This window comes from Streptomyces sp. NPDC053426 (assembly GCF_055585405.1).
This window is the reverse complement of record NZ_JBVJKE010000014.1, coordinates 39,738-52,816: the sequence shown is the minus strand read 5'-3', so window position 1 is coordinate 52,816 and position 13,079 is coordinate 39,738. Positions and strand designations below refer to the sequence as shown.

At 75.1% G+C, this 13,079-nt stretch carries 12 protein-coding genes; 6 read left to right on the top strand and 6 right to left on the bottom strand.

The window, feature by feature from the left end; genetic code table 11:
- Positions 1 to 34: 34 nt before the first annotated feature.
- Positions 35 to 667, bottom strand: a complete 633-nt coding sequence (locus tag ACZ62B_RS26835; protein WP_344560119.1) for a GNAT family N-acetyltransferase — start codon at positions 665 to 667, stop codon at positions 35 to 37.
- Between the two features lie 105 nt (positions 668 to 772).
- Between ACZ62B_RS26835 and ACZ62B_RS26830 the strand changes: the two genes are divergently transcribed.
- On the top strand, positions 773 to 1,894 hold the full coding sequence (locus tag ACZ62B_RS26830; RefSeq protein WP_468723543.1) for a YihY/virulence factor BrkB family protein: 1,122 nt from the start codon (positions 773 to 775) through the stop codon (positions 1,892 to 1,894).
- An 18-nt stretch (positions 1,895 to 1,912) separates the two neighbouring features.
- Here the strand turns inward: ACZ62B_RS26830 and ACZ62B_RS26825 are convergent, their stop codons facing one another.
- Complete coding sequence (locus ACZ62B_RS26825) at positions 1,913 to 2,365, bottom strand: flavodoxin family protein (RefSeq protein WP_344560117.1); 453 nt, start codon at positions 2,363 to 2,365, stop codon at positions 1,913 to 1,915.
- 84 nt (positions 2,366 to 2,449) lie between these two features.
- On the opposite strand from ACZ62B_RS26825, the gene ACZ62B_RS26820 reads away from it, so the two are divergent.
- Positions 2,450 to 3,127 (top strand): class I SAM-dependent methyltransferase, encoded by a 678-nt coding sequence (locus tag ACZ62B_RS26820; RefSeq protein WP_425578058.1) that lies wholly within the window; start codon positions 2,450 to 2,452, stop codon positions 3,125 to 3,127.
- A 97-nt stretch (positions 3,128 to 3,224) separates the two neighbouring features.
- Positions 3,225 to 3,674 carry an SRPBCC family protein gene (locus ACZ62B_RS26815; RefSeq protein WP_344560115.1) on the top strand — a complete coding sequence of 150 codons (450 nt, stop codon included), beginning with the start codon at positions 3,225 to 3,227 and terminating at the stop codon, positions 3,672 to 3,674.
- A 122-nt stretch (positions 3,675 to 3,796) separates the two neighbouring features.
- On the opposite strand, the gene ACZ62B_RS26810 is transcribed toward ACZ62B_RS26815, so the two are convergent.
- The 4 genes from ACZ62B_RS26810 to ACZ62B_RS26795 all read right to left on the bottom strand — a co-directional run bounded on the left by ACZ62B_RS26810 (position 3,797) and on the right by ACZ62B_RS26795 (position 10,986).
- Entirely contained in the window at positions 3,797 to 4,399 is a 603-nt protein-coding gene (locus ACZ62B_RS26810) for an Rv1733c family protein (RefSeq protein ID WP_344560114.1), read from the bottom strand.
- A 106-nt stretch (positions 4,400 to 4,505) separates the two neighbouring features.
- A complete protein-coding gene (locus ACZ62B_RS26805) occupies positions 4,506 to 5,579 on the bottom strand; it encodes a zinc-dependent alcohol dehydrogenase family protein (protein WP_344560113.1) in 1,074 nt (357 codons plus the stop codon).
- A 313-nt stretch (positions 5,580 to 5,892) separates the two neighbouring features.
- On the bottom strand, positions 5,893 to 10,224 hold the full coding sequence (locus ACZ62B_RS26800) for an HAD-IC family P-type ATPase (RefSeq protein WP_469692323.1): 4,332 nt from the start codon (positions 10,222 to 10,224) through the stop codon (positions 5,893 to 5,895).
- Positions 10,225 to 10,248: 24 nt separating this feature from the next.
- Complete coding sequence (locus ACZ62B_RS26795; RefSeq protein ID WP_469692321.1) at positions 10,249 to 10,986, bottom strand: hypothetical protein; 738 nt, start codon at positions 10,984 to 10,986, stop codon at positions 10,249 to 10,251.
- Between the two features lie 187 nt (positions 10,987 to 11,173).
- Here ACZ62B_RS26795 and ACZ62B_RS26790 point away from each other — a divergent pair, with 187 nt between their 5' ends.
- From ACZ62B_RS26790 to ACZ62B_RS26780, 3 genes are read left to right on the top strand one after another with little or no spacing between them, the layout of a single operon-like run.
- The gene (locus tag ACZ62B_RS26790; RefSeq protein ID WP_469692320.1) at positions 11,174 to 11,863 is read left to right on the top strand and encodes a nucleotidyltransferase family protein; all 690 of its coding nucleotides are present in this window, start codon (positions 11,174 to 11,176) and stop codon (positions 11,861 to 11,863) included.
- A 21-nt stretch (positions 11,864 to 11,884) separates the two neighbouring features.
- Positions 11,885 to 12,175, top strand: a complete 291-nt coding sequence (locus ACZ62B_RS26785; protein WP_344560111.1) for a BON domain-containing protein — start codon at positions 11,885 to 11,887, stop codon at positions 12,173 to 12,175.
- Positions 12,172 to 12,939 carry a metallophosphoesterase family protein gene (locus ACZ62B_RS26780; protein WP_344560110.1) on the top strand — a complete coding sequence of 256 codons (768 nt, stop codon included), beginning with the start codon at positions 12,172 to 12,174 and terminating at the stop codon, positions 12,937 to 12,939. Before ACZ62B_RS26785 ends, ACZ62B_RS26780 begins: the two co-directional genes overlap by 4 nt.
- Positions 12,940 to 13,079 lie beyond the last annotated feature (140 nt).

Genomic DNA, 13,079 nt, shown 5'->3' with positions numbered 1-13,079 from the left:
TTCGATGCGTTCGACGGAGACGGGCGCCGGTCCCTCAGAGCCCGTCGAGGTCGTGCGTGGTACGGCCGAGGCAGACGACCGAGTCGTCCATCGGCGCGTCGATCTCCTCGAAGCCCATGCGGTCGTAGAAGGCCCGGGCGGGCTTGTTGGCCGTCGCCATGACGAGGTGGACGGACGGCACTCCCCCGTCCCGCAGGGCCCCCAGGAAGGTCCGCATCAGCTGCCGGCCGTAGCCGCGCCCCTGCCAGTCGGGCAGCAGGTCGATGTGCAGATGGGCCGGCCAGTCGGCCAGCTCCGGGACGATCATCCGCTCGGGGTGGTGCAGCAGCCAGGCGATCGTCTCGTCCGGAGTGGCCGGCGGCCCGGACGGCTCGGGGTGGCGGTCGCCGACCAGGGGCAGCCACGCGGCCCGGAAGGTCCTGGCGAAGCGGACGGTGTCGGCGGCGCCGACGATGTAGCCGACCGCCCGGCCCCGGCCGTCGTCCAGCACGAACGCCAGCTCCGGCTCCAGGTGGACGTACGGCGCGGCGAAGGTGTCGGGGAAGACGGTGGGGTCGGTGTAGTGGGGGCGGCTGTCCTGGCCGTTGTGCGCGGTGCGGATGCAGATGTCGTCGAGGGCCTGCCGGTCCTCGCGGCGGTACGGGCGGATCCTGGGGGACTCGGTCATGCCTGGCATCCTGCACGTCTTGGGAGCGCTCCCACAACCTCTTTCCGGCCAGGTCGGGGCACGGGTCCCTGGCTTAGCCCTCCGGCCCCTGGTTACCCGGGGGGCATGAAGCTGCATATCCCGGGGCGGAACGACCGGCAGACCCACGAGAGCGCGACGGACGAGCCTCGTCCGGATCACCGGACCGGCGCGGCCGCGGACGAGCCCCGTCCGGGCCACGGGGCCCACGCGGCGGCGGACGAGCCCGGGCCCAGCGACGAGGTGGAGCGGGCGGCACCGGACACACCGGGCAAGCTGCCGAAGGGGGCGTGGGGCTCGGCGTTCAAAGGCAGTCTGCGCGAGTTCAAGGACGACGAACTCACCGACCGGGCCGCCGCCCTGACGTACTACGGCGTGCTGTCGCTGTTCCCGGCGCTGCTGGCCCTGGTCTCGATCCTGAGCCTCACCGGCGAGTCCACCACGGACAAGGTGCTGGAGAACCTCCAGGAACTCACCGCCCCCGGCGCGGCCCGCGACATCATCACCCAGGCGGTACAGCAGTTGCAGGGCACCGCGGGCGTCGGCTCGATCGTGGCGGTCGTCGGTCTGGTGCTGGCCGTCTGGTCGGCGTCGGGCTACGTGGCGGCGTTCATGCGCGCGGCGAACGCGGTCTACGACATCCCCGAGGGGCGTCCGGTGTGGAAGGTGCTGCCGGTACGGCTCGGGGTGACGGTCGCGCTGATGGTGATGGCCGTGATCAGCGCGCTGATCGTGGTGTTCACCGGCGGGCTGGCCCGTCAGGCGGGCGACCTGCTCGGTCTGGGCGACACCGCGCTGACCGTGTGGTCGATCGCCAAGTGGCCGGTGCTGGTCGTCCTGGTCACCATCATGATCGCGCTGCTGTACTGGGCGGCCCCGAACGCCAAGGTCAAGGGGTTCCGGTGGATCACCCCGGGCAGTTTCCTGGCGCTGGTGATCTGGCTGATCGCCTCCGCCGGGTTCGCCCTCTACGTCGCCAACTTCGGGTCGTACAACAAGACGTACGGCACGATGGCCGGTGTCATCGTGTTCCTGATCTGGCTGTGGATCACCAACCTCGCCATTCTGCTGGGGCTGGAGTTCGACGCGGAGATCGCCCGGCAGCGGGCCATCGCCGGGGGTCATCCGCCGGAGGCGGAACCGTACACGCAGCCGCGCGACACGCGCGCCTGGGACGAGGAGGACCGACGACGGATGGACGAGACCTGACGCCGCCCGAGGCGGGGCTCAGTCCATCAGGCCGGCGGCGAGCGTGGCGCCCAGTTCCCAGCACCGCTCGACGTCGGCCTTGCCGGGCTCACCGGTGACCGTCACGCCGTCGGCGGCGCGACGCCAGCCGAGGCCCGTCGTGATCGACTCGATGCCCCGCACCGCGCCCGTGACGTCGTTCCCGCCGTGGACGTAGTACCCGAAGGGGCGGCCCCGGGTGGTGTCCAGGCACGGGTAGTAGACCTGGTCGAAGAAGTGCTTGAGCGCCCCCGACATGTAGCCGAGGTTGGCCGGGGTGCCGAGGAGGTAGCCGTCGGCGTCCAGGACGTCGGCGGCGGTGGCGGACAGTGCCGCCCGCCGCACCACCCCGACCCCCTCGATCCCGTCGGCGCCGGCACCGGAGAGGACGGCCTCGAACATCGCCTGGCAGTTGGGCGAGGGCGTGTGGTGGACGATCAGCAGAGTCGGCACCCCCCGACCCTGCCGTGCCGGTCCGCGTGCCCGCAAGCCGCCACGGCCGGTGTCGCGTTGTGGCGGCGGGGCAGGAGTGGCACGATGCCCCGCATCGGTACGCGACGGACGGGGTGCGTCTTGGTCGACGAGGATCACGGGTCACCGGCGGCGGCGGTGTTCGACGCGCTGGGCGGCGAGTACGAGAAGGCGTTCGCCTCCTCGCCGGCGCACCGGGCGTCGCTGGACCGGCTGCTCGAAGGGCTGGCGCCCGGCAGCAGGGTGCTGGACGTGGGCAGCGGGACGGGCCGTCCCACGGCCGCGGTGCTCGCCGGGGCGGGGCATCGGGTGCTGGGCGTCGACGTGTCCCCGGTGATGGTGGGGATCGCCTCCCGGCAGGTGCCCGGGGCCGAGTTCCGGTGTGCCGACATCCGCCGGATGCCGCTCGAGGACGGTTCGTTCGACGCGGTCTGCGTGTACTTCGCGCTGCTGCAGATGTCGCGGGCGGAGCAGTCGGAGCTGGTGCGCCGGCTGGCGCGGGCGCTGCGGCCGGGCGGCCTGTTCGCGCTGGCCACCGTGCCGCTGGACGTCGAGGGGTTCGACGGCGTCTTCATGGGACAGGACGTGCGCGTCACCAGTTTCGCGGCCGAGGACGTCATCACCCTCGTGCGTGAGGCGGGCCTGGCGGTGGAGTCGCGGGAGAGCGTGATGTTCACCCCGACCCATCCCGACGCCCGGCCGGAACCACAGCTCTTCCTGCACTGCCGCCGCGAGGAGGCGTGACCCCTCGGGCGGCCGGTTCGGCGGATCGCCATGACTGCCCGGCGTGAAATCAGGTACTCGCATCCCACTTCCCATCGGAGAGCGAGGTAGCCGACGCATGTCGCAGGTAGAGGAATCGATCGAGGTCGACGTCCCCGTCCGCACCGCCTACAACCAGTGGACCCAGTTCGAGAGCTTCCCGGAGTTCATGGACGGGGTCGAACGCATCGAACAGCGCAGCGACACGCTGACCCACTGGGTGACCAAGGTCGGGGGCGTGGAACGGGAGTTCGACGCCGAGATCACCGAGCAGATCCCGGACGAGCGGGTCGCCTGGACCACGGTCGACGGTGAGGCGCGGCAGGCCGGTGTCGTCACCTTCCACCGGGTGCGGGACACCACCACCAAGGTGATGCTGCAGATGGACTTCGATCCGCAGGGGGTGGCCGAGAGCGTGGGTGACAAACTCGGCTTCGTCAAGCGGCAGGTCGGCGGTGATCTGAAGCGGTTCAAGGAGTTCATCGAGCGGCGTGGACTGGAGACGGGGGCCTGGCGCGGCGAGGTCTGAGCGTCGTGGTGACGGGGCCGGGCGGGTGTGCCCGGCCCCGTCCGCGCCTTCGCGCGGGCCGGCGCGGGATGCCGGACAGGACGGTGTGCGCCGCCCGCCCGCCGAGCGGTCGCCGTCGCGGCTCAGCCCGTCATGCGCTTGCGCCAGGCCGGTTCGACCTGGCTCCACTCGGTCTCCCATTCGGCCAGGCGCCGCAGTTGCAGCCGGGCGCGGGCGAGCCGGCCGACGAGCAGGACCAGTCCCCCGGCGGCGACGGCGACCGTGATACCGGCCATGACGATCTGGAACTGCGCATCCGCGCCGTCGGGCGGTGCGGAGACCAGCCGGCCCGCGGGGTCCGTCCACACGGTGACCTCGGTGCCCGCCGGGCTCCCCGGGTCGACCTCGGCCCGGCCCGTGCGGCCGGTGCCGTCGGGGGCGGTCCACCGCACCTTGGCCCATACGCCGCCGTCCCCGTCCCCGTCCTGCGTCACCGACGCGGACGGCCCGGCGGCGTCCTCGGCCAGTACGGCGGGGACGGGGGTGGTCCGCTCCCGGCGCTCGGCGAGCGACCCGTCCACGGCCCCGGCCGCCGTCAGACCGGAGAGCGTCCCGAGCAGCAGGGCGAGGACGACCGCGGCGAGCACCAGCCAGGCCTCGGCCAGATCGCTGCGGCGGCGCAGCGGGTTCCTCCGCCACCGCCACAGCCGCACCCTCCGTGGCCTCGCACCCTGCGTCCTCGCCATCGGAGGTCACCTCCTCGCGCGGGTAACGAACGGCGCCTCACTCCAGGGTGGACCCGGTCGCCCCTCTCCCGCACGGGCCGAACGGCCCGGTCCTCCGGCGCGCCCGTCAGACCGTCGGGTGCACGGGCACCACCTCGTGCTGCGGAACGCCGAGGACGACCTTGAGCGCCCCGGTCTCGGCGGCGTTGCCGAAGACGTCGTAGGCCTCCTGCATGTGGTCGAGCGGGAACGTGTGGGTGACCAGCCGGCGGGTGGGCAGCCGGCCGGCGGCCGCCATCCGCAGCAGGGTGGGGGTGGAGTGGGTGTCGACGAGTCCGGTGGTGATGGTGACGTTCTTGATCCACAGGTCCTCTAGGTGCAGCGTGGCGGGCGCGCCGTGCACACCGACGTTGGCGACGTGCCCGCCGGGCCGCACCATACGGGTGCACAGCTCGAAGGTCTCGGGGGCGCCCACCGCCTCGACGACCACGTCCGCGCCGAGCTCGCCGGTGAGGTCCGCGACGAGCTGCTCGGGGCCCTCGCCCGCGTCGGCCACGGCGTCGGCGCCGAACTCCTTCGCGGCCTGGAGCCGGGAGGCGGCCACGTCCACGGCGACGACGCGTTCGGGACCGAACAGCCGGGCGGTGGCGATCGCGGCGAGCCCGACGGGCCCGGCGCCGACCACGACGACCGTGTCACCGGGACGGACCCGCCCGTTGAGCACGCCCACCTCGTAGGCGGTGGGGAAGATGTCGGCCAGCAGCACGGCGTCCTCGTTGTCGACGGCACCGGGCAGCGGGTACACCGACAGGTCGGCGTAGGGGACGCGCACGTATTCGGCCTGGGTGCCGTCGATCAGGTGGCCGAGGACCCAGCCTCCGCCGCCCCGGCACTGGCCGTACATGCTCTCGCGGCAGTAGCCGCAGCGCCCGCAGGCGGAGATGCAGGAGACCAGGACGCGGTCCCCGGGGCGTACGGTGCGGACGTCGCCGCCGGTCTCGACGATCTCGCCGACCGCCTCGTGGCCGAGGACGGTTCCCGGGCGGACCTCGGGCACGTCGCCCTTGAGGATGTGCAGGTCCGTGCCGCAGATGGTGACGGCGTCGACGCGGACGATGGCGTCGCCGGGTTCCTTGACGGCCGGGTCGGGGACCTCCTCCCAGGCGGACTGCCCGGGGCCGTGGAAGACGTAGCCCTTCATGTCTGTCCTCGCCCTTCTCGGTCTGCGGTGGGTTTCGGCGTCGGGCGTGCTTGCCCGCGTCGGCGGGGTTCCGGGTGGGGGCCGGGGCGCCCCGCACTTCCAGTCTGGGCGCGGGGCGTCGGATTCGCTCGGGGCGGGCGGTTCCCTGTCGCGCCGTCGGGGCGGTTCCGTGGTTTCACGCCCCGCGTCGCGCGGGTGTCCGAGCCTTTTCTCGCCCCCGCCGCCCCTTCCCGTCCCTGGGGGCTTCGCCCCGGACCCCCTTCGCGCCCACGCGGCGGAGCCGCACATCGGCACAGCCCCGCGCCCCCGAGGGTCAGGCCACCGGGCGGGCGATGCCGCTGCCCAGCAGGTGGCGGGTCTGCCTCACGGAGTCGCCCAGGCGGAGGGCCAGGCGGGAGGTGAGGGCGTACAGGTGGCGTACCGCTTCGAGGCGTTCCAGGCGTGGGGCGAGGGCCGAGAGGGTGATGGCCAGGGCGACGCCCGCCCAGGCGACCGGGCCGAGCGGGGCGCAGCCGAAGAAGTGGCTGACGCCCGGGGTCTGGACGAGGGCGGCGAGCACGGCGGCGGAGCCCAGGGCCGTCACCCACACCAAGGGGCTGTGGCGGCGCCCGGAGAGGGTCTGCACCAGCTGGGCGCCGACCACTCCGCACAGGGCCATCGTGGTGGAGCGGCGTTCGGTGCCGGGGGTGAGGCGGCCGATCAGATAGGCGGTGACCGCGCCGAGGCAGGTGGTGACGCCGCGGCGCCGGATGGAGCGCAGCAGGGGCGCGCCGAGGACGTCGAGGCCCATCGGGCCGCTCGCGGCGTGCGCCGCCGTCGACGGGTCGTCGCTCGGTGTCACCGCCACCGCCATGGCGGGGAACATGTCGGTGAGCAGGTTGACCAGGAGGAGCTGACGGGTCGACAGCGGTGAGGAACCGGCGAGCAGGGTGCCCAGCACGCTGAAGCCGACCTCGCCCGCGTTGCCGCCGATGAGGATGCTGACCGCGTCGGCGACGCTGCGCCACAGCGCGCGGCCCTCGCCGACGGCGTCCACCAGGACGGACAGGTCACCGGTGGTGAGTACCAGGTCGGCGGCGTTGCGGGCGGCGGCGGAGCCGCGGGCCTCGATGCCGACGCCCACGTCGGCGGCGCGGATGGCCGCGGCGTCGTTGGCGCCGTCGCCCGCCATCGCCACCACCCGGCCGGCCTGTTGCAGGGCCTCCACGACGTGGAGTTTCTGCTCGGGGGCGACGCGGGCGACGACTCCGGCGCCGTGCAGCGCGCGTACCCGGTCGGAGCGGCCCATGGCGACCAGGTCGTCCCCGGTGACCACCTCCGTCTCCTCGGGCCAGCCCAGTTGCAGGGCGATGGCGCGGGCGGTCTCCGGGTGGTCGCCGGTGAGCATGACGGGCAGGATGCCGGCCCGGCGCAGTTCGGTGAGCAGCTCCCGCGAGGTGTCGCGCGGTACGTCGGCGAGGGCGATCAGCCCGGCGAACTCCAGGTCGGCGAGGTCCGCGTCGAGCTCGGCGTCCGCGTCGGCCCCCCGGCGGGGACGCCGGGCGACGGCGAGGACGCGCAGTCCCTGGCCCGCCAGGGTGTGGGCGGTGCCGGCCGCCCGCTCGGGGAGGTCCCGACAGGCGGGGAGGACCGTCTCGGGGGCGCCCTTGACGACGAGGAGTGCGGTGTCGCCGTCCCGGCCGACGGCCGCCGCGTAGCCGCGGCTGGCCTCGAAGGCCAGCTCGCCGTCGGCGGTCCAGCCGGCGTCGGGCGGGGCGACGTCGAGGACGGCCTCGTCGGTGGCGTGGGCGACCCGGCGCCCCTCGCCGGTCTCCTCCTGCGGGCAGGCGCGCGCGGCGAGCCGTACGACCGGTACGGCGTCCTCGGCGTCCGGGGCGAGGACGGTGCCGTCGGCGGTGGCCACCCGGACCAGGCGGAGCCGGTTCTCGGTGAGGGTGCCGGTCTTGTCGAAGCAGACGGTGTCGACCCGGCCGAGCGCCTCCAGGGTGCGCGGGGTGCGGACCAGCACGCCGCGCCGGGAGAGCCGGCGGGCGGCGGCCATCTGGGCGACGGTCGCGACCAGCGGCAGCCCTTCGGGGACGGCGGCGACGGCCACGGCGACACCGCCGCTGACGGCACGCCGTACCGGGCTGCCGCGCAGCAGGGACAGCCCGGTGACCAGCGCACCGCCGGTGAGGGTCACCGGGAGGGCCTTGCGGGTCAGTTCCTGCAGGCGGGCCTGGACCCCGGCGGGCGGCGGAACGCGGGCGGCCAGGGCGACGGCGCGACCCGCCTCGGTGCGGTCACCGGTGTCCACGACGAGCGCGTCGGCGCGGCCGGCGACGACGGTGGTGCCCTCGAAGACCATGCAGGTCCGCCGGGCGACCGGCGCGCCCGGGGTCGGGTCCAGGTCCTTGGCCACGGGCAGCGACTCGCCGGTGAGCGACGACTCGTCGACCTCCAGCCCGTCCGCCTCCAGCAGCCGCGCGTCCGCCGGTACGACGTCGCCGGCGCCGAGGCTGATCCGGTCCCCCGGCCGCAGCCGGGCGGCGTCGACGGTGACCGTGCGCCGGGAGGTGTCCTGCCGGCGGGCCTTGGGCCGCTGGTGGACGGCGAGCCGGGCGAGCGCCCGTTCGGCGCGCAGCCGCTGGAGGCCGCCCGCGACCGCGTTGATGTCCATGGCGCCGACGACGAGCAGCGCGTCGACGAGCGAGCCGAGCAGCGCGGAGGCGACCGCCCCGGTGGCCAGGACGGGGGTGAGCGGGTCGTCGAGCTCGCGGCGGACGGCGCCGGCCGCCTGCCAGGTCCAGCGGGCGGGGGCGGCCGCGGGCGTGCGGGCGAGCCGCGCGGCCCGCTGCCGGGAGCGTTCGGCGAGCAGGGCGATTCCGGTGGGTCCGGTGGGTTCGGCGTCGGTGCGGGTGCCGCGCAGCAGCTCGTGCGCCTCGTGCGGTTCCAGGGCGTGCCAGGGCACGTGCAGGCGGGGTTCGGGCGGCGTGGCGCGGGCCACGCGCAGGCCTTCCGTCCAGCCGGTGAGCAGGGCGCCCGCCGCCGCGATGTTCACCGGGGCGTGCCGGGTGAGCCGCTGCCACAGCCGGCCGCCGGGTGTGCCGCCGCGGGCCACCATCAGCCCGGACAGGGCGGCGCCGGCCCGGGCCAGGGTCTGCGAGCGGCGGCCGACCCGGCGGGCCGCCGGGACGGCCGCCAGCAGGCGCCAGACGTCGGCCAGTCCGTTCGGGGCGAGCGCGTCGGCGCCCCAGGCGAGTGCCGAGCGCGCGTCCGTGAGGGCGATCGCCACGTCGCCGGCGGGCAGTCCGTCCGCCACGTCGTCGTCGCCGTGCGCGGCCACGCGGGCGACGCTCACCACGATGTGCCCGTCGTTCTGCAGCGCCCGTACGACGTCGCCGAACGGCAGGTCGGCGGGGGCGGCCTCGTCGGCGAGGCGGGTGATGTCCTTCAGGTCGGAGCCGCCGGTGACCACGATGTGCAGTCCGGCCCGGCGGGCCGCGTCGAGGACGGCCTCGGCGTAGGGGTCGACGGGGTCCTCGAACAGTGCGGGCCCTCCGTCGGCGGGCCGCGTCCGGCCGCGCAGGGCGTCGGCGTGCAGGACGAGGGAGTCGGCGATCTCCAGTTGCCGCAGCCGTTCGGCGCTGCGGACCAGGACGCCGGACCGGGCGAGGTGGGTGCCGAGGACCGCGTCGAAGGCGGCGGGGCCGTAGCGCGCCGCCTTGGGGGAGCCGGCGAGGACGGCTTCGGCCGCCTCCCGGGTGTCGTGGGTGATGAGGAGGGTGGCGGCGGCGCCCGCGACGCTGCCGGTGCCGGCGTGGGCCGCGTACGCCTGGGCGGGCGTCACCCGCAGGGGCGGGCGGGTGCCGTCGGGGCAGGGGATGCTGGTGCGCCGTTCGAGGCAGACGTCGTCGTGCAGGGCCTCGAAGGCGGCGGCCCGGGCGGCCGCCTCGGTCAGCTGGCCGGTGCGCAGCAGTCCGTCGAGCACCAGGGACGCCGGGGACTGTCCGGCGCCGTGCGCGGCGGCGTTGGCGGCGGCGAGGAGGAGTTCCATGCCGCCGCGGCCGAACCGCTGCCGCAGCAGGGCGCGGAAGCGGGGGTTCTCGCGCAGCAGGGTGACGGCGGCGGTGACCGCCTTGGGGCTGCGGGGCAGGCCCAGTGACCGGCCTGCCAGGGCGCCGGCCGCGCCGGCGGCGTCCAGCAGCAGCGCGGTGGCGGCGACCCGCACCTCGCGGGGGTCGCCGGGGTGGGCCGTGTCGTCCTCGTCCTCGGGGCCGGCGTCCTCGGTCAGTCCGAGGCGGGCGGCGAGCGCGACGGCACGCTCGGTCACGCGGTCGCCGGCCGTGTCCGTCACGGCGGTCACCACGAGCCGGGACAGTCCTTCGTCCCAGTACGCCGTCAGCACGTCGGGGTGGTCGAGCAGTTCGGCGGCGACCTTGCGGGCGAGCGGGGCGGCGGCGCCGTCCGGGTGCCGCAGGGCCAGGTGGACGCGGTGTCCGGCCCGCCAGTGCCGGCCGCCGCCGAGGGCGTTGCGGGCGACGTGGCCGAGGCGGCGCGTCGTGTCGTGGACGGACGTCACGCCCTGTGCGGTGCCGCGGGCGGCGCCTGCGGCGACTCCCGCCACGGCCCCGGCGAGGGGGGCGACGTCGAAGCGTGTGAGCATCTGCGGGGTCCCGTTGATCGTGGCTCAGCCGGTGTGACGGGCGTCGCGCGACTGCCCGGGTGCGCTGCCCCGGTCCGGCTCGGGGTGTCCGCCGTGGTGCCGGGTGGCGTCGGCGTTCTGTTCGAGCGCCGGGGCGGTGTCCCCCGCCCCGGCGGGCTCGTCGCCCACGGGGTGCTCCGCCCGGCCGCCCGGGTCCGGGCCGGGACCGGGGTGTCCGCCGTGGTGCCGGGTGGCGTCGGCGACCTGTTTGAGGGCCGAGGCGGTGGCGGTGTCGCCCACCTTGGCGGGCTGGTCGTGCACGGGGTGTTCCGTCCGGCCGGTGCGCTCGCGGGAGGGGGTGAGCCGGTCGCCGGGGCCCGTGGGCGGGCGGTCGGCCGGTGTTCGGTGTCGGCCGTCCGCGTCGGCCGGCGGCTCCGCGTCCGGCTCGCCGGCGGACTGCGGTGCGAGGCCCTCCGCGCCGCCGTCGGGCCGCTGCGCGGGGCGCGGCTGGGTGAGCCAGGCGACGGCCGCGCCGGTCAGCGCCACCGGCCACTCGACGACGCCGGCCACGCCGAGCACCCCGGCTCCGGCGTAGACGGCCATCCGGCGTCCGCGCGGGGAGACCGCGCCGATCGCGTCCAGGGCGCCGCCGGTCACCCTTCCCACCTGTTCCGCGCCCGGCAGATGCCGCAGGCCCGAGGCGACGGCCCGCAGGGGCTGCGGAAGATCGGACGGACGGGACGTGTCCTGCTCCATGTCGGCCTCCACGGGCGAGTCCCTCACGGGCACTCATCACCTTCCCTGCCTTTTGCACCATATTCAGCCGTGACCGACCGAAGCGCCTTTCTTGTACGCCCTCGGCGGCGAGGGCGCCGCCTTTCCCCGCGCCCGTGTCGGAACGGGAACGCCGGGTACTAGGTGCAGGCACACAGCGGCCGTACGGACCGTCCGGCCGGCGAAGGGAGTGGTCATGACGGAGAACGGCGAGGACGCCACGCTCGCCCGGCCCCCGGGGACCCGGGAGCTCCGTCTGGCCACGGACGCCCCGGGACCGGCGCCGGCGCACACCGTGCGGAGCGGTGCGCGGGACCTGGAGGACGACCCCGAACTGCCCCGCGACCGCAATCAGGCGATCCTGGAGGCGGCCAAGCAGGTCGGCGCGGTGCTCAAACGGGGCGGGCACCTGTTCGCCCTGGCCGGCAGCGTCGCCGTCCACGCCCACGGCGGCAGCGGGAACCTCCAGCACGACGTCGACTTCTGCGTCCGGCCCGAGGACGCCGAGGCGGTGGCCGCCACGCTCCGCGAGGCCGGGCTGACGGTGTACACCCCGCCCGAGGACTGGCTGATCAAGGCCACCTGCTTCGGCCAGGACGTGGACATCATCTTCGAGCTGGCGCACCGGCCCGTCTCCACCGAGATGCTCCGGCGGGCGCGGGAACTCCCGGTGGAGTCGGTGCGCATGCCGGTCCTGGCGCCCACCGATCTGCTGACCGGCCTGCTGGCCGCCTTCTCGGAGCACCACTGCGACTTCGGGGCCGTCCTGCCCATCGCCCGCGCCCTGCGCGAGAAGGTCGACTGGGAGCAGGTGCGGCGCGACTGCGGGGACGATCCCATGCCGGCCGCCTTCTTCTTCCTCCTGGAACGCCTGAACGTCATCTGAACGTCCGCGGAAGGAACGCTCATGAACACCCAAGACGCCGGATCCGCAGGCGGCACACCGGCGGCGGCGAGCCCGGAGTACCGCGTCGCCCACCTCCAGGACCGTCTCGCCTCCGGCGAGCTCGGCGAACTCGGTGTGCGGATCGAGGTCCGCGGCGGGACCACCGTGCTGGTCACCGGGACCGTCCCCTCCGCCCGGTGCCGCGAGGACGTCCTGAGCGCCGTACGGGAGGAGCTCGCCGGGCTCGAGGTGCACTGCGACGTCGTGATCACCGAGACCTCGTCGCCCGACCACGCGGAGGAACTGTCATGATCCGGATCGCCGCCGTCGGGGACATCCACATGGGCCCCGAGACCCGGGGCGCGCTCCGCCCCGCGTTCGACACCCTGCCCGAGTGCGCCGACCTCCTGCTGCTGGCCGGGGACCTCACCCGGCACGGCACCGTCGAGGAGGCCGGCGTGGTGGCCGACGAGATCCGGGGCCTGGGGGTCCCCGTGGTCGCCGTGCTCGGCAACCACGACCACCACGACGACCGGCAGGACGAGGTCACGGCCGTCCTGCGGGACGCCGGCGCCCATGTCCTGGAGGGGGAGTCGGCGGTCGTGCGGGCCGGTGACGCGCGCGTCGGGGTGGCCGGCACCAAGGGGTTCGGCGGCGGGTTCGTCGGGGCGAGCGCCGGGGAGTTCGGCGAGCCGGTGATGAAGGAGTTCGTGCGCCTCTCCCGCCGGTGCGCCGACGGCCTGCGGGTCTCGCTGGAGAAGCTGGACCAGGAGGGCTGCGACGTCCGGATCGCCCTCACCCACTACTCCCCCGTGCCGGAGACCCTGGCCGGGGAGCCGCTGGAGATCTATCCGTTCCTGGGCAGCTATCTGCTGGCCGAGGCGATCGACACGGCCGGCGCCGATCTCGCCGTGCACGGGCACGCGCACGCCGGCAGTGAGCACGGCATGACGACGGGGGGCGTGAAGGTGCGCAACGTCGCCCAGCCGGTCATCGGCCGCGCCTTCCACGTCTACCACCTGCCGGTCCGCGACCGCGTGGGCGCCGGCAGCGGCACGGGGGCGGCCACCGTCTGAGCCCGCCCACCGTCCCAGCGCCGCCGGTCGCACCGGCGGCGCTTCTCTCTGCCCCGGGGCCGGGTCCGTACGGGGCCTCTCGTGTGAACACCCCGCAAGGCGCGCACACTGTGCGCATTTTGTCTGCTTAACATACGGGC

Bases quoted from the DNA above. Each gene is read 5' to 3' on its own strand.
- ACZ62B_RS26780 (WP_344560110.1), top strand. From the start codon at position 12,172: ATGATCCGGATCGCCGCCGTCGGGGACATCCACATGGGCCCCGAGACC.
- ACZ62B_RS26805 (WP_344560113.1), bottom strand. From the start codon at position 5,579: ATGAAGGGCTACGTCTTCCACGGCCCCGGGCAGTCCGCCTGGGAGGAG.
- ACZ62B_RS26815 (WP_344560115.1), top strand. From the start codon at position 3,225: ATGTCGCAGGTAGAGGAATCGATCGAGGTCGACGTCCCCGTCCGCACC.
- ACZ62B_RS26785 (WP_344560111.1), top strand. From the start codon at position 11,885: ATGAACACCCAAGACGCCGGATCCGCAGGCGGCACACCGGCGGCGGCG.
- ACZ62B_RS26810 (WP_344560114.1), bottom strand. From the start codon at position 4,399: ATGGCGAGGACGCAGGGTGCGAGGCCACGGAGGGTGCGGCTGTGGCGG.
- ACZ62B_RS26800 (WP_469692323.1), bottom strand. From the start codon at position 10,224: ATGCTCACACGCTTCGACGTCGCCCCCCTCGCCGGGGCCGTGGCGGGA.
- ACZ62B_RS26790 (WP_469692320.1), top strand. From the start codon at position 11,174: ATGACGGAGAACGGCGAGGACGCCACGCTCGCCCGGCCCCCGGGGACC.
- ACZ62B_RS26830 (WP_468723543.1), top strand. From the start codon at position 773: ATGAAGCTGCATATCCCGGGGCGGAACGACCGGCAGACCCACGAGAGC.
- ACZ62B_RS26820 (WP_425578058.1), top strand. From the start codon at position 2,450: ATGCCCCGCATCGGTACGCGACGGACGGGGTGCGTCTTGGTCGACGAG.
- ACZ62B_RS26835 (WP_344560119.1), bottom strand. From the start codon at position 667: ATGACCGAGTCCCCCAGGATCCGCCCGTACCGCCGCGAGGACCGGCAG.